The sequence below is a fragment of the Klebsiella sp. NPDC088457 genome, assembly GCF_044900465.1.
Classification (GTDB): Bacteria; Pseudomonadota; Gammaproteobacteria; order Enterobacterales; family Enterobacteriaceae; genus Klebsiella.
Map to the genome: position 1 here is coordinate 1 of NZ_JBJDNH010000057.1, position 19,513 is coordinate 19,513.

Annotated in this window: 18 protein-coding genes; 12 read left to right on the forward strand and 6 right to left on the reverse strand. The window is 57.7% G+C overall.

What is annotated here, in order from left to right:
- On the forward strand, positions 1-115 hold a 115-nt coding region (locus tag ACI2JR_RS24900; protein ID WP_462479720.1), incomplete at its 5' end, for a cold shock domain-containing protein.
- Positions 116-183: 68 nt separating this feature from the next.
- Here the strand turns inward: ACI2JR_RS24900 and macB are convergent.
- The 3 genes from macB to ACI2JR_RS24915 form a co-directional block, all read right to left on the reverse strand.
- Positions 184-2,127 (reverse strand): macrolide ABC transporter ATP-binding protein/permease MacB, encoded by a 1,944-nt coding sequence (gene macB, locus ACI2JR_RS24905; protein ID WP_132727616.1) that lies wholly within the window; start codon positions 2,125-2,127, stop codon positions 184-186.
- Positions 2,124-3,239 carry a macrolide transporter subunit MacA gene (gene macA, locus ACI2JR_RS24910; protein WP_132727619.1) on the reverse strand — a complete coding sequence of 372 codons (1,116 nt, stop codon included), beginning with the start codon at positions 3,237-3,239 and terminating at the stop codon, positions 2,124-2,126. Before macA ends, macB begins: the two co-directional genes overlap by 4 nt.
- Before the next feature lie 116 nt (positions 3,240-3,355).
- The gene (locus tag ACI2JR_RS24915; protein ID WP_462479710.1) at positions 3,356-5,014 is read right to left on the reverse strand and encodes an ATP-dependent endonuclease; all 1,659 of its coding nucleotides are present in this window, start codon (positions 5,012-5,014) and stop codon (positions 3,356-3,358) included.
- 395 nt (positions 5,015-5,409) lie between these two features.
- Here ACI2JR_RS24915 and aqpZ point away from each other — a divergent pair, with 395 nt between their 5' ends.
- The 4 genes from aqpZ to hcr all read left to right on the forward strand — a co-directional run bounded on the left by aqpZ (position 5,410) and on the right by hcr (position 10,010).
- On the forward strand, positions 5,410-6,105 hold the full coding sequence (gene aqpZ / locus ACI2JR_RS24920; RefSeq protein WP_132727625.1) for an aquaporin Z: 696 nt from the start codon (positions 5,410-5,412) through the stop codon (positions 6,103-6,105).
- A gap of 127 nt (positions 6,106-6,232) precedes the next feature.
- Positions 6,233-7,132: a lysine exporter LysO family protein gene (locus ACI2JR_RS24925; RefSeq protein WP_462479711.1), complete on the forward strand. Its 900-nt coding sequence runs from the start codon at positions 6,233-6,235 to the stop codon at positions 7,130-7,132.
- Between the two features lie 245 nt (positions 7,133-7,377).
- Positions 7,378-9,030, forward strand: a complete 1,653-nt coding sequence (gene hcp / locus ACI2JR_RS24930) for a hydroxylamine reductase (RefSeq protein WP_462479712.1) — start codon at positions 7,378-7,380, stop codon at positions 9,028-9,030.
- Positions 9,031-9,041: 11 nt separating this feature from the next.
- On the forward strand, positions 9,042-10,010 hold the full coding sequence (gene hcr, locus ACI2JR_RS24935; RefSeq protein ID WP_462479713.1) for an NADH oxidoreductase: 969 nt from the start codon (positions 9,042-9,044) through the stop codon (positions 10,008-10,010).
- A 48-nt stretch (positions 10,011-10,058) separates the two neighbouring features.
- Here hcr and ACI2JR_RS24940 read toward each other — a convergent pair whose 3' ends face one another.
- Positions 10,059-10,493 (reverse strand): DoxX family protein, encoded by a 435-nt coding sequence (locus ACI2JR_RS24940; RefSeq protein ID WP_132727637.1) that lies wholly within the window; start codon positions 10,491-10,493, stop codon positions 10,059-10,061.
- 152 nt (positions 10,494-10,645) lie between these two features.
- Here ACI2JR_RS24940 and poxB point away from each other — a divergent pair, with 152 nt between their 5' ends.
- The 4 genes from poxB (at position 10,646) to ACI2JR_RS24960 (ending at position 16,008) form a co-directional block, all read left to right on the forward strand.
- Positions 10,646-12,364, forward strand: a complete 1,719-nt coding sequence (gene poxB, locus ACI2JR_RS24945; RefSeq protein ID WP_462479714.1) for a ubiquinone-dependent pyruvate dehydrogenase — start codon at positions 10,646-10,648, stop codon at positions 12,362-12,364.
- 88 nt (positions 12,365-12,452) lie between these two features.
- On the forward strand, positions 12,453-13,454 hold the full coding sequence (gene ltaE, locus ACI2JR_RS24950) for a low-specificity L-threonine aldolase (RefSeq protein WP_462479715.1): 1,002 nt from the start codon (positions 12,453-12,455) through the stop codon (positions 13,452-13,454).
- Positions 13,455-13,464: 10 nt separating this feature from the next.
- Complete coding sequence (locus tag ACI2JR_RS24955) at positions 13,465-14,898, forward strand: DUF2867 domain-containing protein (protein ID WP_462479716.1); 1,434 nt, start codon at positions 13,465-13,467, stop codon at positions 14,896-14,898.
- 96 nt (positions 14,899-14,994) lie between these two features.
- Positions 14,995-16,008, forward strand: a complete 1,014-nt coding sequence (locus tag ACI2JR_RS24960; RefSeq protein WP_132727649.1) for an NAD-dependent epimerase/dehydratase family protein — start codon at positions 14,995-14,997, stop codon at positions 16,006-16,008.
- A gap of 7 nt (positions 16,009-16,015) precedes the next feature.
- On the opposite strand, the gene ACI2JR_RS24965 is transcribed toward ACI2JR_RS24960, so the two are convergent.
- On the reverse strand, positions 16,016-16,846 hold the full coding sequence (locus ACI2JR_RS24965; protein WP_462479721.1) for an N-acetylmuramoyl-L-alanine amidase: 831 nt from the start codon (positions 16,844-16,846) through the stop codon (positions 16,016-16,018).
- 2 nt (positions 16,847-16,848) lie between these two features.
- Complete coding sequence (locus ACI2JR_RS24970; protein ID WP_462479722.1) at positions 16,849-17,169, reverse strand: heavy metal-binding domain-containing protein; 321 nt, start codon at positions 17,167-17,169, stop codon at positions 16,849-16,851.
- A 117-nt stretch (positions 17,170-17,286) separates the two neighbouring features.
- Here ACI2JR_RS24970 and ACI2JR_RS24975 point away from each other — a divergent pair, with 117 nt between their 5' ends.
- From ACI2JR_RS24975 to artI, 3 genes are all read left to right on the forward strand, one after another.
- A complete protein-coding gene (locus tag ACI2JR_RS24975; protein ID WP_132727652.1) occupies positions 17,287-17,805 on the forward strand; it encodes a lipoprotein in 519 nt (172 codons plus the stop codon).
- A 223-nt stretch (positions 17,806-18,028) separates the two neighbouring features.
- Positions 18,029-18,757, forward strand: a complete 729-nt coding sequence (gene artP / locus ACI2JR_RS24980) for an arginine ABC transporter ATP-binding protein ArtP (RefSeq protein WP_132727655.1) — start codon at positions 18,029-18,031, stop codon at positions 18,755-18,757.
- Between the two features lie 20 nt (positions 18,758-18,777).
- Positions 18,778-19,509: an arginine ABC transporter substrate-binding protein ArtI gene (gene artI / locus ACI2JR_RS24985; RefSeq protein WP_132727657.1), complete on the forward strand. Its 732-nt coding sequence runs from the start codon at positions 18,778-18,780 to the stop codon at positions 19,507-19,509.
- Positions 19,510-19,513 lie beyond the last annotated feature (4 nt).

The window sequence follows — 19,513 nt, forward strand, 5'->3', positions numbered from 1 at the left end:
CCATGGTTACAGAACGCTAAAAGCCGGACAAGCCGTTCGGTTTGATGTTCACCAGGGGCCGAAAGGCAATCACGCCAGCGTGATTGTTCCTGTGGAAGCGGAAGCGGCTGCATAACTCTTTTGCTTCATTGTGTACATCCTGCCCGTAAAATGCCAGTCCTTCTGACTGGCATTTTTTTGTTTCTACTCGCGAGCCAACGCGTCCACCGGGTCGAGACGAGCGGCATTGCGCGCCGGAAGCCAGCCAAACAGCACGCCGGTCAGCGTCGAACACAAAAATGCGGTGACCAGCGCCAGCGGTGAAAAACCGATCTCCCAGCCGGGCAAAAACAGCTGCAGGATGAAGGCTATCATCAGCGATAACGTCACCCCCAGCGCGCCCCCCACCAGACAGACTAATACCGCCTCGATCAAAAACTGCTGCAGCACGTCGCTGGCCCGCGCCCCGACCGCCATCCGAATCCCAATCTCACGGGTTCGTTCGGTCACCGACACCAGCATAATGTTCATCACGCCGATACCGCCCACCACCAGAGCGATAACCGCGACCAGAGTCAGAAACAGCTGTAATGTATGTGTGGTCCGTTCCGCCGTTTTCAAGATGCTGTCCATATTCCAGGTGAAAACATCTTTTTTTCCGTGGCGCAGTTCGAGCAAACGCAGCAGCTGCTGCTCGGCGGTGGCGCTGTCATAGCCTTCCCGCACGCGAACGGTAATTGAGTTCAGCCATGACTGCCCCATCACCCTTCCCGCCATGGTGGTGTACGGCAGCCAGACCCGCAGGATTTTACTGCTGCCGAACATCGACTGCTTCTCATCCGCCACCCCCACGACGGTGGCCGGCATATTGCCGATCAGGATGATTTCCCCGACCACCCGCGCTTTATGCGGAAACAGCTGACGCCGGGCGTTACTGTCCAGAACCACCACCTGCGCCCGGCTATTGAGCTGCAGCTCGTTGAAGGTATTACCTTCGCTGAAAGTCATCCCGTAGACGTTAAAATACTGTGGCCCTACCCCTTCGGCGCTGGCGGCGACATCAATATTATCCGCCCGCAGACGCAGGCTTTTCGACACCGCGGGGGTCGCTGAACTCACCCACGGCTGCTTCTGGATCGCCAGCAGGTCATCATACTTCAGCGCCTGCTGATAGCGCGGGTCGTCATCGCCAAAATCCTTGCCGGGATAGACATCGATAGTATTGGTGCCGATGGCGCGAATATCGGCCAGCACCAGCTGTTTTGCCGCGTCGCCGACCACCACAATCGACACCACCGAGGCGATACCAATGATGATGCCGAGCATGGTCAGCAGGGTACGCATTTTATTGGCCGCCATCGCCCGCCAGGCCATCACCAGCGCCTCACGAAAGCCGCTGCTGAACTGGCGCCATGCGGAAGGCTCCTCGCGGCTCAGCTGACGCGCCACGCCGCCGGTCCCCGTTTTCGCCGGTGGATTACGCACAATCTCGCCATCGCGGATCTCAATGATCCGCTCGGCCTGCGCGGCCACCTGAGGGTCATGGGTGACGATGATCACCGTATGTCCCTGGGATTTCAGCTGATGGAGGATCGCCATCACCTCTTCACCGGAACGGCTGTCCAGCGCCCCGGTGGGCTCATCGGCCAGAATGACCTCTCCGCCGTTCATTAAGGCGCGGGCAATACTGACCCGCTGCTGCTGCCCGCCGGAGAGCTGCGACGGTTGGTACTCCGCGCGCTCGCCAAGCCCCAGCCGCACCAGCAGTTCGTGCGCCCGCACCAGGCGTCGCCGTCGCTCGGTGCCGGCATACACCGCAGGCACCTCCACGTTCTGGGCCGCCGTCAGGTGTGACAGCAGGTGGTAACGCTGGAAGATAAAGCCAAAATGTTCCCGCCGCAGGCGGGCCAGCTCATCGCCGCTAAGCTGCGCGACATCCGTCCCGGCGACGCGGTAGGTGCCGCTGGTCGGCTTATCGAGGCAGCCGAGAATATTCATCAGCGTCGACTTACCGGAACCGGAGGCGCCGACGATAGCCACCATTTCACCGGCGGCAATACTCAACGTGACGCCTTTAAGTACATCCACGCTGCCGCCGCCGGAAGGATAGCTGCGGCGGATATCACGCAGTTCCAGCAACGCCGTCATTTTGCCGTCCCGGCATGACTTTCGCCGACGATCACCTCATCGCCTTCCTCTAACCCTTTCACCACCGCCACATCGGTATCGTTACGCGATCCGATGGTCACCTCCCGCTCTTTAACCTCGCCGGAACGCAGCAGACGCACGTGGTAGCGGTTATCGCCGATCGCATCGCCTAACGCGCTCAGCGGAATCGTGATGACATTTTTGACTTCCGCCATCTGGATATGCACCTGGGCGGTCATTTCAAGGCGCAGAATGCCCTGCGGATTCGGCACTTCAAAACGGGCGTAATAGAAAATGGCGTCGTTGACCTTCTCCGGGGTGGGTAAAATATCCTTCAGGCTGCCCTCATAGCGGGTCAGCGGATCGCCCAGCACCGTGAACCAGGCTTTTTGCCCGGGACGCAGGTGAATGACATCGGCTTCCGAGACCTGAGCCTTCACCAGCATGGTGCTGAGATCGGCCAGCGTCAGGATATTCGGCGCCTGCTGAGCGGCAATCACCGTTTGCCCCTGCAGGGTGGTAATTTGCGTCACTTCGCCGGACATCGGCGCCACAATACGGGTGTAATCGAGGTTGGTTTTTGCGGTATCCAGCGTCGCCTGATTGCGTTTGACCTGCGCCTCGATGGTACCGATTTGCGCCTCTTTCACCGCCAAATCGGTCGCCGCGGTATCCAGATCCTGGCGTGAAATCAGTTGACGCTGGGCCAGCTGCCGCTGGCGCGCTAAGGTGACGGCGGCAAGTTGACGTTCGGCACGCGCCTGATTGAGCTGGGCGCGCAGCTCCATCAGCGTGGCCTCAACTTCTTTAATCTGGTTTTCCGCCTGCTCGGGATCGATAACCCCCAGCAGTTGATCCTTCTGGACTTTGTCGCCAATATTCACGCGCAGCGTTTTTAACTGCCCGCTCACCTGGGCTCCGACATCCACTTTGCGCAGGGCGTCGAGCTTGCCGGTTGCCAGCACGCTCTGCTGCAAATCGCCTTTACGCACCACCAATGTCTGATACTGCGGCAGCGGCGCATTTAAGATCCGCCATCCCCAGACGGCCACGGCCAGTACCGCAATGGCTAGCAGCCACCAGACTTTCCTGCGTTTTCCATTGAGCTTCATAAAAATTCCTGATGTTTTAACCCGCAGCGCCAGGTGGTGATTCTATCTGGATATAGCGAAAACATAACCCTGTATTTGACTCGCCCTGCACTTTTGCTCTCCCGGCCGGCCGGGGACTAATCCGCCCGACCGCGCGCCAGCCACAGCACGCGGGAGAACATTTTTTTCAACAGCGTCGGCACCGACTCAACGCCGCGGCGCCCGGCCTCCATCGCCACTTCAATCGCCAGATCCGGTTTCGATGAGCGATGGATAGCTTTCGTGATCACCCGACGCATATTCATCGGAACGTTGGCCGGCAGCTGGGCCACCCGATGATAAACATCGTTAAAACCCTGGCGATACATAAAGTGTTCCATATCCAGCGCCGGAAGCGTGGTCAGATGTTCGCGTTCAAGGTCACGGTCATCATTAAGCAGGCCGCGCACCGTGGCGGCATATTTTTTCCCTGCCTCATCGCCGTCGACCAGCACGTGCCATTGAATGCCCATCCGGCGGGCAAATTTAATTAACGGCTTCAGCCCTGACTGAGCAAACTCAATCACCTTCACCCCTTCAGCATCAAAGTGATGCCCGCACTGACGGGCCAGTTCGTTGATCACCCAGGTCTCGGTCTCGCCTTCCACCAGCAGCCAACAGCGGGCAAACAGCGAGGAGGCGCGGTTAAAGCGAATATGAAAAGCGATCCGTCGGCTATCTTCGGCATTCATTCCGCCAGGCCCGAGCCGCCAGGCCGAAACGCGCGACGATTCGCGCACCAGCCGACAAACATGCTCCACGGGGGTCAGCGACAGGAGTTCACCCGAGTTGGTTGTCGTGATGCGCTGGAGCGGCAGTAAATTGAGTAAATGCCAGGCCACCGACAACATAATCGGGTGCAGGCGGGTTTCCGGATCTTCGATCAGCAACAGCGGCCGCGCGTCGCGGTCAAGCCTCACCGTCCCTTTCGCCTGCAGCAGGGTCGAAAACAGCCCCAGCAGGATCACCCGATGGCTGCGGCCGCCGGGTTTATCAATCATCCGGTTGATAATGTCCAGATAGCGCCAGCTGCGCTGTTCATCATGGGAGTGACGGCGCATCAGCCGGTGACGAGATTGCGCGCTGCTTTGTTCCGCAAAATAGTGTTCCAGCAGTTGCACCATCGCCGACAGCCCCTGGCGGATCTGGCCATCGGTTAAATTTTGCGGGTGGTTCACCAGCTCGCGGGAGAGAAAATCCAGCTGGCGAGCGGTGATCTCTATCTGCGACGAGTGCGGGACGCTGTCATTGTGGATGCGTCGCATAAAGCGCGCATCACGCAGGCGCAAAACCGGCATCAGCCGCACTAAATGGCGCACCCTTTCATCGATATCTTCCAGCTCCAGCGCTTCGCCTTTGCCGTTGATAAAGCTGCGCAGCGTCATCACGCTACTGTCGTCCGCCAGCTCGCCTTCCAGGCGGTAAAAGATACGCTGGAAACCATCTTCGCAAGGGACCCAACAGTCGCTGAGCGGGCGAAAACGCCGCACCCGGTGGTGGCCCGGTTCGTTCTCGCGGAAGGTTAAAATGATATGCAGGTGGTGTTCGCGCCCCTGGACATCGCCAGGCGGGAACCAAAAATCATCCCGGACAAAATGGTACAACTCGCATTCCGGGGATAAGAGCAGCGTCAGCGCGTCCAGCAGACTGGATTTACCCCATGCATTCTCACCGATCAGAACGTTATTTTGCTCCAGCATCAACGATAAACGATTGATACCGCGAAAACCGACGATTTCTACCCGTTCAAGATGCATATCCCCTCCGCTCAGCGACCACTTTCTCCTTCAGTTATCAGCAGTATAGCGAGACATGGCGTAACATGACACTCCGGACAAAAACCGCTACCGGCAGCGGTTCGGTTAAAGCTTCGGCGATAGGATTATTTATTGCGCTCCGCGCTTTAAAAAGAATTCATTCCGCGCGGTGGTGATCTTGATTATTTATGTTCTACACTTCTCTGGAATCATCATTGGCGAAAGGATTAAGATTGCCTGGCCCTAAATCAGATTATCGCTAATTTTTTAGTCTGGTGCATGATGGGGATTGTCCATAGAATAGCGTCGCTTTATTTTTATCTTCATCCTTTACGTTGATAAATAAAGAACGGCATCACAACGCATGCCTATATACATTATTATTTGAGGTGGTTATGTTCAGAAAATTAGCGGCAGAATGTTTCGGTACATTCTGGCTGGTGTTTGGCGGCTGCGGTAGCGCGGTGCTGGCAGCCGCATTCCCGGAGCTGGGAATTGGTTTTGCCGGCGTGGCGCTGGCCTTCGGTTTAACCGTATTAACGATGGCGTTTGCCGTCGGTCATATTTCCGGCGGCCACTTTAACCCGGCGGTAACTTTAGGTCTGTGGGCCGGCGGGCGTTTCCCGGCGAAAGAGGTGATTGGCTATATTATCGCCCAGGTGGTTGGCGGGATTATTGCAGCCGCTATTCTGTACGTGATCGCCAGCGGTAAAGCCGGCTTCGATGCGGCGGCCAGCGGCTTTGCGGCCAACGGCTTCGCTGAACACTCTCCGGGCGGCTATTCGATGCTGTCCGCCATTGTGATTGAGATTGTCCTGACCTGTGGCTTCCTGCTGGTTATTCATGGCGCAACGGATAAAAACGCCCCGGCGGGCTTTGCGCCAATCGCGATTGGACTGGCGCTGACCTTAATCCACCTAATCAGCATCCCGGTGACCAATACTTCGGTGAACCCGGCGCGAAGCACCGCGGTGGCGATTTTCCAGGGCGGTTGGGCGCTGCAGCAGCTGTGGTTATTCTGGGTGATGCCAATCATCGGCGGTATCCTCGGCGGCGTGCTGTATCGCACCCTGCTGGAAAAACGCCGGTAATTAGCCTTGTGGTTTCACCATAGGCCCGGCAATGCCGGGCCTTTCTTTTGGAGTACAGCTTTACTCGGTTCCCTGACCTGGGTAGTGTCAGTGGCGCTTTCCTCATTCTGCAAGGACCACATCGTTCATGTTTTCGGGATTATTAATCATTCTGCTGCCATTGGTCGTCGGCTATCTTATTCCTCTGCGTCATCCCTCGGCACTTAAACTTATTACGCGACTGCTGAGCGGGATTGTTTACGTGATCCTCTTTTTCATGGGGATTAGCCTGGCCTTCCTCGATAATTTATCCAGCAACCTGCTATCCATTCTTCATTATGCGATGGTCAGCGTGGTGGTTATACTGCTGTGCAATATTGCAGCATTAATGTGGCTGGAGCAGAAGATGCCGTGGCGCAACCAGCATCGGCAGGAGAAATTACCTTCCCGGGTGGCCATGGCAATGGAGTCACTGCAGCTGTGTGGCGTGGTATTTATTGGTTTTCTCATCGGCCTGAGCGGTTTGTCATTTTTACAGCATGCGACAGAGGCCAGCGAATATACGCTGATCTTCCTGCTGTTCCTGATTGGTATTCAGCTGCGAAATAACGGCATGACCCTACGGCAAATTGTGCTTAATCGTCGGGGCATGATAGTGGCCGTCGTGGTGGTGGCCAGTTCGATGCTCGGCGGCGTCATTAACGCTTTTATTCTCGACCTGCCGCTGAAAGCCGGGCTGGCGATGGCCTCCGGGTTTGGCTGGTATTCGCTGTCGGGGATCCTGATGACCGAATCTTACGGACCGGTTATCGGTAGCGCCGCCTTCTTTAATGACCTCTCCCGCGAACTGCTGGCCATTATGCTGATTCCAGGGCTGGTTCGTCGCAGCCGCTCCACGGCATTAGGACTGTGCGGAGCCACCTCGATGGACTTTACCCTGCCGGTATTACAGCGCTCAGCCGGGGTGGAGATCGTCCCTGCCGCCATCGTGCACGGTTTTGTTCTGAGCCTGCTGGTGCCTGTATTGATCGCTATGTTCTCGGCCTGATAGAGCCTGCGCTGTTCCCGGCGACCATCTTCGCAATGCCGCCGGGGTACAGACTTTTTATCACCCTTGTCTTCTCGATGTCTTCTCGATAAAGAGACTCTCTACCTCCGCAGCGGTAGCCCGCCGCCGCCAAATTTGCGCTAAATCAATCTCCCTTTAAATTGTATCAGAAATACCTTTTATCCCTTTCTACCCCGGCATAACCTTAAACATGTATATTAAATATAACTTTAAAAGGTGTGACCATGTTTTGTGTGCAATGTGAACAAACCATCCGTACTCCGGCAGGAAACGGCTGCTCTTACGCGCAGGGTATGTGCGGTAAAACGGCTGAAACTTCCGATCTACAAGATCTGCTGATCGCCTCCCTACAAGGTTTGTCAGCCTGGGCAATCAAGGCCCGTGAATATGGCATTATCGATCACCATGTCGATAGCTTTGCCCCTCGCGCCTTCTTCTCCACGCTGACCAACGTTAACTTCGATTCGCCACGTATTGTCGGCTACGCCCGTGAAGCTATCGCCCTGCGCGAAGCGCTGAAAGCGCAGTGCCTGAATATCGATGCCGGTGCCGCCACAGACAACCCGATGGCTGACCTGCAGCTGGTGAGCGACGACCTCGGCGACCTGCAGCGTCAGGCGGCGGAATTTACGCCGAATAAAGATAAAGCCGCCATCGGCGAGAATATTCTCGGCCTGCGCCTGCTATGCCTGTACGGCCTGAAAGGGGCGGCGGCTTACATGGAACATGCCCACGTTCTCGGCCAATATGACAATGATATCTACGCCCGCTACCACAAAATCATGGCGTGGCTGGGCACCTGGCCTGCCGATCTGAACGCGCTGCTGGCGTGCTCAATGGAAATCGGCCAGATGAACTTCAAAGTGATGAGCATCCTGGACGCCGGTGAAACCAGCAAATACGGGCACCCGACGCCGACCCAGGTGAACGTGAAAGCCACCGAAGGTAAGTGCATCCTGATCTCCGGCCACGATCTGCAGGATCTGTATAACCTGCTGGAGCAAACCGAAGGTACCGGCGTCAATGTCTATACCCACGGGGAAATGCTGCCGGCGCACGGCTACCCGGAACTGCGCAAATTCACACATCTGATCGGTAACTACGGCAGCGGCTGGCAGAATCAGCAGGTGGAATTCGCCCGTTTCCCTGGGCCTATCGTGATGACCTCTAACTGCATCATCGACCCCACCGTTGGTGCATACGATGACCGGATCTGGACCCGCAGCATCGTTGGCTGGCCGGGCGTGAGCCATCTTGAAGGCGACAACTTCGCCCCGGTCATCGCCCAGGCTCAGCAGATGGCCGGTTTCCCGTATAGCGAAATTCCCCACCTGATCACCGTTGGCTTTGGCCGTCAGACCCTGTTAGGCGCGGCGGATACGCTGATCGACCTGGTGAACCGTGAAAAACTGCGCCACATCTTCCTGGTCGGCGGCTGTGACGGCGCACGTGGCGAACGTAACTACTTTACCGATTTCGCTACCAGCGTGCCGGACGACTGTCTGATCCTGACGTTGGCCTGCGGCAAATACCGTTTCAATAAACTGGAGTTCGGCGACATCGAAGGCCTGCCGCGTCTGGTGGATGCCGGTCAGTGCAATGACGCCTACTCGGCGATTATTCTGGCGGTCACCCTGGCGGAAAAACTGGGCTGCGGCGTGAACGACCTGCCGCTCTCCCTGGTGCTTTCGTGGTTTGAACAGAAAGCGATTGTCATTCTGCTGACTCTGCTGTCGTTGGGTGTGAAAAACATCGTCACCGGCCCAACGGCACCGGGCTTCTTCACGGCGGATCTGCTGGCGATCCTCAATGAGAAATTTGGCCTGCGTTCGGTGACTACCGTTGAACAAGACATGCAGCTGCTGCTGAGCGCATAAGGAGTAATGGAATGACGATGCCAACCCATCAGTGCCCGTGGCGGATGCAGGTTCATCACATCCATCAGGAAACGCCGGATGTCTGGACTATTTCATTGCTGTGTCACGACTATTATCCCTACCGCGCCGGGCAGTATGCTCTGGTCAGCGTGCGCCATTCGGCGGATACGCTGCGCGCCTACACCCTCTCTTCAACGCCGGGCGTCAGCGAATACATTACGCTGACCGTTCGCCGGATTGATGGCGGGGCGGGTTCGCAGTGGTTAACCCGGGAAGTGAAACGCGGCGACTATCTCTGGCTGTCCGATGCAATGGGAGATTTCACCTGTGAAGACAAAGCAGACGATAAATTCCTGATGCTGGCTGCCGGCTGCGGCGTGACGCCGATTATGTCGATGCGCCGCTGGTTGGCGAAGTACCGTCCCGGGGCCGACGTGCAGGTGATCTTTAACGTTCGTTCACCGGAAGATGTCATTTTTGCCGACCAATGGCGTGAATATCCGGTGACATTGGTCGCCGAAAATAATGCTCCTCACGGGTTTGTGGCCGGCCGACTGACCAGCGAACTGCTGCAAAGCGTACCGGATCTGACCTCGCGTACGGTGATGACCTGCGGTCCCGCGCCGTACATGGAGCTGGTCGAAAAAGAAGTGAAAGCCCTGGGCGTGACGCGCTTGTTTAAAGAGCGGTTCTTTACGCCGGTGGCGGCAGCGGCCAGCGAAGGGCTGAAGTTCAGCAAGCTAGAGCCGGCGAAGACGTTTTATGCCCCGGTCGGCAGCACCCTGCTGGAGGCGCTGGAAAGCAACAGCGTTCCGGCTACCGCCGCCTGCCGCGCCGGCGTCTGCGGCTGCTGCAAAACGAAAGTGGTTTCCGGCGACTACACGGTCAACAGCACCATGACGCTGAGCGCTGCGGAAATCGCCGACGGCTACGTGCTGGCCTGCTCCTGTCATCCGCAGAGCGATTTAGTGCTGGCATAGCTTAAGCGCTGCCGGATGGCGCCGCCAATGCGCCACCCGGCACGCGCTTTACCGCCAGGCCGAATTCCCGGCGAGGGAAAAACGCCCCGCCCCGAGAAAGGCGATCGCCAACGCGCCGATAAAGAAGTAGACCAGGCTCTCAATTGCCCAGGCGCCGACCGCATCCAGCATAAAAGTTTGACCGGTGCCGACCATCAGCCATGCCACCGCCATAGTCAATGCCAGAACCAGCGCCGCCGGGCGGGTAAGGATCCCCGCAATCAGCAGGCAAGGCGCCACCACCTCTCCCACTAACACCCCATAAGCGATAAACCCCGGCAATCCTTTCGCCACCAGCATGCCGCTAATCCCTGACACCCCCGCAAACAGTTTATGCAGACCGTGAAACAGCATCAGCCCGCCGACCGCAAGTCGTAACAAGAGTTTGCCGACATCGTCGTGAGACAGCATTTTATTAACAGCATTTAACAGTGATTTAACCATCTGAAATGATTCCTGTTTACCACTTTGTGTGTAGCCAGATTATGCCGACCTGGCACCAAAGAAAAGCCACTTAAAATGAGAGGATATCGCGGGCGTAACCGCCAGTTTCATCTAAGCTTGTAGTCGTTATCACAAAAAGGAGATGGACAACCATGAAACAAACTGTGGCGGCATACATCGCGAAGACCCTTGAACAGGCCGGCGTGAAACGCATATGGGGCGTCACCGGCGACTCCCTCAACGGCCTGAGCGACAGCCTCAACCGGATGGGTACCATTGCATGGATGCCGACGCGTCATGAAGAGGTCGCCGCCTTTGCGGCGGGCGCTGAAGCCCAGCTGACCGGTGAGCTGGCGGTATGCGCAGGCTCGTGCGGCCCCGGCAACCTGCATCTGATTAACGGCCTGTTTGACTGCCATCGCAACCACGTCCCCGTGGTCGCCATCGCCGCCCATATTCCCTCCAGCGAAATCGGCAGCGGCTATTTTCAGGAAACCCATCCGCAGGAGTTGTTCCGCGAATGCAGCCATTACTGTGAACTGGTCTCCACGCCGGAACAGATCCCCCAGGTGCTGGCGATAGCCATGCGTAAAGCGGTGATTAACCGCGGCGTTTCGGTGATCGTGCTGCCCGGCGATGTCGCCCTGCAAGCGGCGCCGGAGAGCGCCAGCAGCCACTGGTATTCCGCCCCGCTACCGGTGGTCACCCCGCCGGAAGAGGAGATCAAAAAGCTGGCGCAGGTGCTGCGCTATTCCAGCAATATTGCCCTGATGTGCGGGAGCGGCTGCGCCGGTGCGCACGCCGAGCTGGTACAATTCGCGGCAACATTAAAAGCGCCGATCGTCCACGCCCTACGCGGTAAAGAGCATGTGGAGTACGACAACCCCTATGATGTCGGCATGACCGGGCTGATCGGTTTCTCTTCCGGTTTCCACACCATGATGAACGCCGATACCCTGGTGCTTCTGGGGACCCAGTTCCCCTACCGGGCCTTCTACCCTACCGAGGCGAAAATTATTCAGATCGACATAAATCCCGGCAGTATCGGCGCGCACAGCAAAGTTGATATGGCGCTGGTCGGCGATATCAAATCCACCCTCAGCGCGCTGCTGCCGCATCTGGAGGAGAAAACCGATCGTAAATTCCTCGATAAAGCGCTTGAGCACTATCGCGAGGCGCGCAAAGGCCTCGACGATCTGGCGAAACCCAGCGATAAGGCGATCCATCCTCAGTATCTGGCGCAGCAGATTAGCCACTTCGCCGCTGATGACGCCATTTTTACCTGCGATGTCGGGACGCCGACCGTGTGGGCCGCGCGCTATCTGAAAATGAACGGCAAGCGCCGCCTGATCGGCTCGTTTAACCACGGTTCGATGGCCAACGCGATGCCGCAGGCGATCGGCGCGAAAGCCACCGCGCCTGAGCGTCAGGTGGTGGCGATGTGCGGCGATGGCGGCTTCAGCATGCTGATGGGCGATTTTCTCTCGTTGGCGCAAATGAAACTGCCGGTGAAACTGGTGATTTTCAACAATAGCGTGCTCGGGTTTGTGGCGATGGAGATGAAGGCCGGCGGTTATCTGACCGACGGCACCGAGCTGCATGAGACCAATTTCGCCCGTATCTCCGAAGCCTGCGGGATCAAAGGGATCCGCGTCGAAAAAGCCAGCGAGGTCGATGAGGCGCTACAAACCGCCTTCAGCACCGATGGCCCGGTGCTGGTCGATGTCGTCGTCGCCAAAGAGGAGCTGGCGATTCCGCCGCAGATCAAACTGGAACAGGCCAGGGGTTTCAGCCTGTATATGCTGCGCGCCATTATCAGCGGACGCGGGGATGAGGTGATCGAACTGGCGAAAACCAACTGGCTCAGGTAAAACAGATAGCCTTCCCCGTCATGATTTGCGCCTGCGGACTTAAATGCGGATGATGGCGGGTAACCTCATCATTTTATAAGGAAATGCCGTGATTGATTTACGCAGTGATACCGTAACCCGCCCTGGCCCCGCCATGCGGGAGGCCATGATGACCGCCCCGGTCGGCGACGACGTTTATGGTGACGATCCGACCGTTAATGAGCTCCAGCGCTTTGCCGCCGAACTGGCGGGCAAAGACGCCGCGCTGTTCCTGCCCACCGGCACCCAGGCCAACCTGGTCGGCCTGCTCAGCCACTGTCAGCGCGGCGAAGAGTATATCGTCGGCCAGGGCGCACATAACTATCTGTATGAGGCGGGCGGCGCGGCGGTCCTGGGCAGCATCCAGCCGCAGCCGATCGACGCCGCGGCCGACGGCTCTCTGCCGCTGGATAAAGTCGCGGCGAAGATTAAGCCTGACGATATCCATTTTGCCCCGACCCGTCTGCTGAGCCTCGAAAATACCCACAACGGTAAAGTCCTGCCGCGCGAATACCTGAAAGCGGCATGGGAATTCACCCGCCAGCACAATCTGGCGCTCCACGTTGACGGCGCGCGTATCTTCAATGCGGTGGTCGAATACGGCTGCGAACTGCGTGACATCGCGCAATATTGCGACTCCTTTACCATCTGCCTTTCAAAAGGACTCGGCACGCCGGTCGGTTCGCTGCTGGTCGGCAGTCACGAATACATCCGCCGCGCAACCCGCTGGCGGAAAATGGTCGGCGGCGGAATGCGTCAGGCCGGTATTCTGGCGGCCGCGGGCCTGTATGCGCTGCAAAACAACGTGCAACGCTTAAAAGACGATCACGATAACGCCGCGTGGTTGGCCAGCCAGCTCAGCGCGCTTGGCGCCGACGTCACCCGTCATGACACCAATATGCTGTTTGTCCGCGTCGGCGAAGAGCATGCCCAGGCGCTGGGTGAGTTTATGCAACAGCGCGGGGTGCTGATCAACGCTTCGCCGATCGTTCGTCTGGTCACCCATCTTGATGTCAGCCGTCAGCAGCTGGCGGAAGTCGTCAGCCACTGGCAGGCATTTTTGCAGCGCTAAGGAGCCTGGCGTGGCGCAACGAATTCTGGTGCTCGGCGCCAGCGGTTATATCGGCCAGCATCTGGTACAGGCGTTGAGCGAGCAAGGATATGCGGTACTGGCCGCGGCACGCCATGTCGCCAGGCTGAAGAAACTGCATCTTCCCGGGGTGAGCTGTCATGCGCTCGACCTCAATTGCCCGCAGGGGCTTGCCCCCCTGCTGGCGCAGGTGGATACGGTTTATTACCTGGTCCACGGCATGGGTGAAGGGGGCGACTTTATCGCCCATGAGCGCCGGGTCGCCGTTAATGTTCGCGATGCGCTGCTCGCCACCCCGGTGCGCCAGCTGATTTTCCTCAGTTCTCTGCAGGTACCGCAGGCGGAGCAATCCGACCATCTGCGCGCCAGGCAGGTGACCGCCGACACCCTGCGGCAATCCGGCGTGCCGGTCACCGAGCTGCGGGCCGGAATTATCATCGGCGCCGGTTCCGCCGCCTTTGAAGTGATGCGGGATATGGTCTATAACCTGCCGATCCTGACGCCGCCGCGCTGGGTTCGTTCACGAACCACGCCAATCGATCGGGAAAACCTGATCTATTATCTGCTGCAGCTGCTGCGCCATCCGGCCAGCGAGCACCGCGTTTTCGAAGCCGCCGGGCCGGAAGTGTTAAGTTATCAACAGCAGTTCACCCGCTTCATGGCGCTCAGCGGCAGGCACCGCCTGTTGATCCCGGTACCTTTCCCCACCCGCTGGATTTCGGTGTGGTTTCTCAACGTCATCACCTCGGTACCGCCAACCACCGCCCGGGCCTTGATTCAGGGCCTGAAACACGACCTGATCGCCGACGATCGGGCCCTGCGCGCGCTGATCCCCCAACCGTTAATCTCTTTTGATGAGGCCGTGCGCCGCACGCTAAAAGAGGAGCAGCAGCTGGCCAACTCCAGCGACTGGGGCTATGACGCGCAGGCGTTTGCCCGCTGGCGGCCGGAGTATGGCTACTATCCGAAACAGGCCGGCTGTACGGTCAGTACCCCCGCCAGCGCGGCGGCCATCTGGCAGGTGGTCAACCGGCTCGGCGCGCAAGAGGGATACTTCTTTGGCAATATCCTGTGGAAGATCCGCGCGGCGATGGATCTGCTGGTGGGCCATCGGCTGGCGAAAGGCCGTCCGGCTCGCGCCGAACTGCAAACCGGCGATACGGTAGACAGCTGGAAGGTGATTATTGTCGAACCGGAAAAGCAGCTAACCTTATTATTCGGCATGAAGGCGCCGGGCCTTGGGCGCCTGAGTTTCACCCTGAACGATAAAGGCGACCACCGCGAGCTGGATGTCCGCGCCTGGTGGCATCCTCATGGTATGCCCGGGCTGTTCTACTGGCTGCTGATGATCCCGGCCCATCTGTTTATCTTTCGCGGCATGGCGCGGCGCATTGCCCGGCAGGCAGAACAAATCACAGGCAAATAGGCACTATGTGTGGCATTCTCGCATCATTCTCATTGCAACATGAGGAGAATCACGGAAAAATGCGCACGAAATTCTTTTCTGGGACAGTAGGTTGATATGAAGGTACTGGTTACCGGTGCGACCAGCGGTTTAGGCCGCAACGCGGTGGAATATCTGCGTCATAAAGGCATCAGCGTCAGAGCGACCGGGCGTAACGAAGCGATGGGCAAGCTGCTGAGCAAAATGGGCGCCGAGTTTGTGCCTGCTGATTTAACCGAACTGGTTTCATCGCAGGCCAAGGTCATGCTCGCCGGTATTGATACCTTGTGGCACTGCTCAAGCTTTACCTCGCCGTGGGGAACGCAGCAGGCCTTCGATCTCGCCAACGTCCGTGCCACCCGTCGCCTGGGGGAATGGGCGGTTGCCTGGGGCGTACGCAATTTCGTTCATATCTCCTCTCCGTCGCTCTATTTCGACTATCACCATCATCGCGATGTGCAAGAAGAGTTTCGCCCGCAGCGTTTTGCCAATGAGTTTGCGCGCAGCAAGGCGGCAAGTGAAGAGGTCATCAACCTGCTGGCGCAGGCCAACCCCAACACCCGCTTCACCATTCTGCGGCCGCAAAGTCTGTTCGGCGCCCATGATAAGGTGTTTATCCCGCGCCTGGCGCAGATGATGCAACATTATGGCAGCGTCCTGCTGCCCCGCGGCGGCAGCGCGCTGGTTGACATGACCTACTATGAAAATGCGGTGCATGCGATGTGGCTCGCCAGCCAGCCCCAGTGTGACCATCTGCCTTCCGCTCGCGCGTGGAACATTACCAATGGCGAACCGCGCCCCCTGCGCAGCATCGTGCAGAAGCTGATTGATGAACTGGGTATCAAATGCCGGATTCGCTCGGTGCCCTACCCGATGCTGGATATTATCGCCCGCAGTATGGAACATTTTGGCAATAAGTCCGCCAAAGAGCCCGCCTTCACCCACTACGGCGTCTCCAAGCTGAACTTCGACTTTACTCTTGATATCACCCGCGCGCAGGAAGAACTGGGCTATCAACCGGTGGTCACCTTAGACGACGGGATTGTCCGTACCGCCGCCTGGCTGAAAGATCATGGGAAGCTGCACCGCTAACGCCGGTTTACCCCTGGCCATACTTCTCCAGCAGCGCTTCGGCGATGGCCTGGGTTTCAGCATCGGCAACCCCATCCCAGCGCGCCGGACGGAAATGCATCTGAAAGGCCATAATCACCCGTGTCTGCTGCGCCGGAGTCATCTCCGGCGTAACCTGGTAGCCATAGCGGGCCAGTATAGCGAGCAGTTCAGCGCTGTCGACCGGTTGATACGACGGACGCCCCTGCAGATAAAAGCTCACCCGGTCGGCGTCCGGCCAGGCGCCGATGCCCTGCTCAGCCAGCTGGCGCCACGGGAACAGCGGCCCGGGATCGTCCTTGCGCTGCGGCGCAATATCGGCATGGGCCACCACATTTTGCGGCGCGATGTGATAGCGGGCGATAATATCTTTTGCCAACGGAATCAGCGCCGCAATCTGCGGCGGATTAAATGGCGTAAAGCTTTTCCCTCCCGCGCTCTTTTGCCAGCCGCGGTTTTCCAGCTCGATACCAATAGAAGTGTCGTTAATTCGCGTACTGCCGCGCCAGAAGCTGATGCCGGCATGCCACGCCAGATCCTCTTCCGGCACCAGCTGCCAGATCCGCGGCTTGCCGTGATGCACAGGCGGAGTTTGCGGAATCAGGTAGTGGGAGCTGACCTGATTATCCGTCAAGGTTGCCAGCGAAACGTCGAAATCATCGGCGGTATAGTGGATGACCAGGATCTTCACGCGCGGGTAGGCCGCCTGCGCCGGATGGCGGGTATCCAGCTGGTAGCCGTCACGGTCGATTATTCCCTTTTCCGCCGAGCAGCCCACCAGCAGCAGCGCCAGCATCGCAATGCTCAGGCCAGAGCGCATCATCACCGGGTCTGCACCGCCGTACCGCTGACGGTGACCATCAGCATACTGCTATCCTTGCCCACCGTCTCATAATCGATATCAATACCGACGACCGCGTTGGCGCCCAGCGCTTTTGCCTGCTCGCCCATCTCCCCGAACGCGATCTCCCGCGCCTTGCGCAGCTCTTTTTCATAGGATCCCGCGCGGCCACCGACGATATCGCGGATGCTGGCGAAGAAGTCGCGGAAAACGTTCGCGCCGAGGATCGCCTCTCCGGTCACGACGCCGCAGTATTTCACAATAGGCTGTCCTTCGAGGGTGGGTGTCGTTGAAAATTGCATCATAAAGCTCCTTCTTTAGCGTTCAAGGTGTTAGCTCTGAGAGTCAAGCACATTCCCGTATCGATACGCTATGCTTGAATGGATATTTTAACGTAGTGAGCTTATAAGGAAATCATTATGCGCTACAAACTCGTTGCTTTAATGCTCCCCTGCGCGCTGGCGCTGAGCGCCTGTACCACCGTCACTCCAGCCTATAAAGATAACGGCCCGCGCAGCGGCAGCTGCATCGAAGGTGGGCCAGATGAAGTGGCGCAGAAGTTTTACGACGACCAGATTCAGCAGCGTAATCACGACCTGACGGCGTTGCGCCCTTATCTGAGCGACGATCTGGCGAAGCTGTTGAACGATGCGCAGCGCGACCCGGCGCGCGGCTCCCTGCTGCAATCTAACCCCTTCTCCAGCTCTGCGACCCCGGCCGATAGCGCCAGCGTCGCCAGCGCCTCGACGATCCCGAACCGCGACGCCCGCAATATCCCTCTGCGCGTTGGGTTTACCCAGGGTAGCCAAAGCTGGAAAGATGAAGTGCTGATGATTCACGAAGGGCAGTGTTGGGTAGTCGATGATGTGCGCTATCTCGGCATAAACGCCCACGCGCCGGCGGGATCGCTGCAACAGAGTCTTGAAAAACGGGGATAAGGGCGTTGAACCCACGGCGCTGAAACGATAACTCCGGTAAAATGTCGGTATTTCTCCAGGTTATACCGACATTTGTTCCCCCCTACCCCACGAACCCATATTTTGTGCTAAGTTTAGAGGTAAATGTGGTTTAGATTTAACTTTTAACGCATAAATATTGCATAACTATTCTGTCAAAGGTAGTATTTGCGGCCTCAATAGCTATTCGAATCATACAGCCCAGATGAGTATTAAACTAAACGGCATTAACTGCTTCTACGGCGCACACCAGGCGCTGTTCGACATCACGCTGGATTGCCCGCAGGGGGAAACGCTGGTGCTGCTCGGCCCCAGTGGCGCCGGGAAAAGCTCGCTGCTTCGCGTACTCAACCTGCTGGAAATGCCGCGCTCCGGGACGTTACATATCGCCGGTAACCACTTTGACTTTACCAAAGCGCCTTCCGACAAAGCCATTCGTGAGCTGCGCCAGAACGTAGGTATGGTTTTCCAACAGTACAATCTGTGGCCGCACCTGAGCGTCGTGCAAAATCTGATTGAAGCCCCCTGCCGCGTGCTGGGCCTAAGCAAAGAGCAGGCTCTGGCTCGCGCCGAAAAGCTGCTGGAGCGGCTGCGCCTTAAGCCCTACAGCGATCGTTATCCGCTGCACCTTTCCGGCGGCCAGCAGCAGCGCGTCGCCATTGCGCGGGCGCTAATGATGGAGCCTCAGGTGCTGCTGTTTGACGAACCCACCGCCGCGCTCGATCCGGAAATTACCGCCCAGATCGTCAGTATTATCCGCGAACTGGCTGGCACCGGCATTACGCAGGTTATCGTTACCCACGAAGTGGAAGTGGCGCGCAAAACCGCCAGCCGCGTGGTGTATATGGAAAACGGCTATATCGTTGAACAAGGGGATGCCAGCTGCTTTACGCATCCGCAGACTGACGCGTTTAAAAACTATCTTTCACATTGATGTTTTTCGGGGAATTGACGATGAAAAAAGTACTGATTGCCGCGATTCTGGCGGGTATGAGCCTCTCTGCTACCGCAGCCCAGACCATTCGTTTCGCTACCGAGGCGTCCTATCCTCCGTTTGAATCGATTGACGCCAACAACAAAATTGTCGGCTTCGACGTCGATCTGGCTAACGCGCTGTGTAAAGAGATTGATGCGACCTGCACCTTTACCAATCAGGCCTTCGACAGCCTGATCCCCAGCCTGAAGTTCCGCCGCTTCGACGCGGTGATGGCCGGGATGGACATTACGCCTGAGCGTGAAAAGCAGGTGCTGTTCACCACCCCGTACTATGAGAACTCCGCGTTGTTTGTCGGTCAGCAGGGTAAATTCACCAGCATCGACCAGCTGAAAGGCAAAAAAGTCGGCGTTCAGAACGGCACCACCCACCAGAAATTCATTAACGACAAACATCCTGAAATCACCACCGTGCCTTACGACAGTTACCAGAATGCGAAGCTGGATCTGCAAAATGGCCGTATTGACGCCGTGTTTGGCGATAATGCCGTCGTCACCGAGTGGCTGAAAAGCAATCCGAAGCTGGCGGCGGTTGGCGATAAAGTCACGGATAAAGATTACTTCGGCACCGGTCTCGGGATTGCGCTGCGTCAGGGCAACACCGAGCTGCAGCAGAAATTTAATGCGGCGCTGGAAAAAGTGAAAAAAGATGGGACCTACCAGACCATCTACAGCAAATGGTTTCAGAAGTAACGCT

Excerpts from the sequence above, each read along its gene's own strand:
- macB (WP_132727616.1), bottom strand. The coding sequence starts at position 2,127 with ATGACGGCGTTGCTGGAACTGCGTGATATCCGCCGCAGCTATCCTTCC.
- macA (WP_132727619.1), bottom strand. The coding sequence starts at position 3,239 with ATGAAGCTCAATGGAAAACGCAGGAAAGTCTGGTGGCTGCTAGCCATT.
- ACI2JR_RS24915 (WP_462479710.1), bottom strand. The coding sequence starts at position 5,014 with ATGCATCTTGAACGGGTAGAAATCGTCGGTTTTCGCGGTATCAATCGT.
- aqpZ (WP_132727625.1), top strand. The coding sequence starts at position 5,410 with ATGTTCAGAAAATTAGCGGCAGAATGTTTCGGTACATTCTGGCTGGTG.
- ACI2JR_RS24925 (WP_462479711.1), top strand. The coding sequence starts at position 6,233 with ATGTTTTCGGGATTATTAATCATTCTGCTGCCATTGGTCGTCGGCTAT.
- hcp (WP_462479712.1), top strand. The coding sequence starts at position 7,378 with ATGTTTTGTGTGCAATGTGAACAAACCATCCGTACTCCGGCAGGAAAC.
- hcr (WP_462479713.1), top strand. The coding sequence starts at position 9,042 with ATGACGATGCCAACCCATCAGTGCCCGTGGCGGATGCAGGTTCATCAC.
- ACI2JR_RS24940 (WP_132727637.1), bottom strand. The coding sequence starts at position 10,493 with ATGGTTAAATCACTGTTAAATGCTGTTAATAAAATGCTGTCTCACGAC.
- poxB (WP_462479714.1), top strand. The coding sequence starts at position 10,646 with ATGAAACAAACTGTGGCGGCATACATCGCGAAGACCCTTGAACAGGCC.
- ACI2JR_RS24960 (WP_132727649.1), top strand. The coding sequence starts at position 14,995 with ATGAAGGTACTGGTTACCGGTGCGACCAGCGGTTTAGGCCGCAACGCG.
- ACI2JR_RS24965 (WP_462479721.1), bottom strand. The coding sequence starts at position 16,846 with ATGCGCTCTGGCCTGAGCATTGCGATGCTGGCGCTGCTGCTGGTGGGC.
- ACI2JR_RS24970 (WP_462479722.1), bottom strand. The coding sequence starts at position 17,169 with ATGCAATTTTCAACGACACCCACCCTCGAAGGACAGCCTATTGTGAAA.
- ACI2JR_RS24975 (WP_132727652.1), top strand. The coding sequence starts at position 17,287 with ATGCGCTACAAACTCGTTGCTTTAATGCTCCCCTGCGCGCTGGCGCTG.
- artP (WP_132727655.1), top strand. The coding sequence starts at position 18,029 with ATGAGTATTAAACTAAACGGCATTAACTGCTTCTACGGCGCACACCAG.
- artI (WP_132727657.1), top strand. The coding sequence starts at position 18,778 with ATGAAAAAAGTACTGATTGCCGCGATTCTGGCGGGTATGAGCCTCTCT.